This is a genomic window from Lactiplantibacillus sp. C232, assembly GCF_023806725.1.
GTDB classification, from domain to species: Bacteria; Bacillota; Bacilli; order Lactobacillales; family Lactobacillaceae; genus Lactiplantibacillus; species Lactiplantibacillus plantarum.
This window is the reverse complement of record NZ_JAMSKZ010000049.1, coordinates 1-523: the sequence shown is the minus strand read 5'-3', so window position 1 is coordinate 523 and position 523 is coordinate 1. Positions and strand designations below refer to the sequence as shown.

Here is a 523-nt window from a genome sequence, read left to right as displayed (position 1 = left end):
CGATGCCGGATACGGTTCCGAAAGTAATTATCGGTACTTGGAAGATGAATTCGGTCAGCATACCGTTTTAATTCCATACGGCACAATGCTTAAAGAGAATAGTCGAAAATGGCAAAGCGATGACCGTAAGGTTATGAACTGGGACTATCATGAAAAAGATGATTATTTTATCAATCCACAAAACGTCCGGTTTAATTTTAATGCTTATCGTCAACGGACTGATAAGTATGGTTTTACCCGTGACTTTAAAGAATACATTGCCGAAAAGTATGATGAAAATCATCAACTAATTTCCGCGGCACTAACACCAAAAGGATATCTTAAAAGGATTTCCGTGAACGAAAATTGGGAATATTTCAAATCGAAACAACGAGAATTACTTTCAGCTCCAGAAACTGGTCAGATCTACGCTCAACGTAAGATCGATGTTGAGCCAGTTTTTGGCAAGATGAAGGCTTCTTTACATTTCAATCGATTCTCGGTGCGAGGTTTCGACAAGGTCACCAAGGAAGCCGGAATCGTA

At 39.6% G+C, this 523-nt stretch carries 1 protein-coding gene; it reads left to right on the top strand.

The genetic code is table 11. The annotated features are described in order from the left end of the window. The coding region (locus MZO41_RS16550; protein WP_252129718.1) for a transposase at positions 1–523 on the top strand (523 nt) is incomplete at both ends.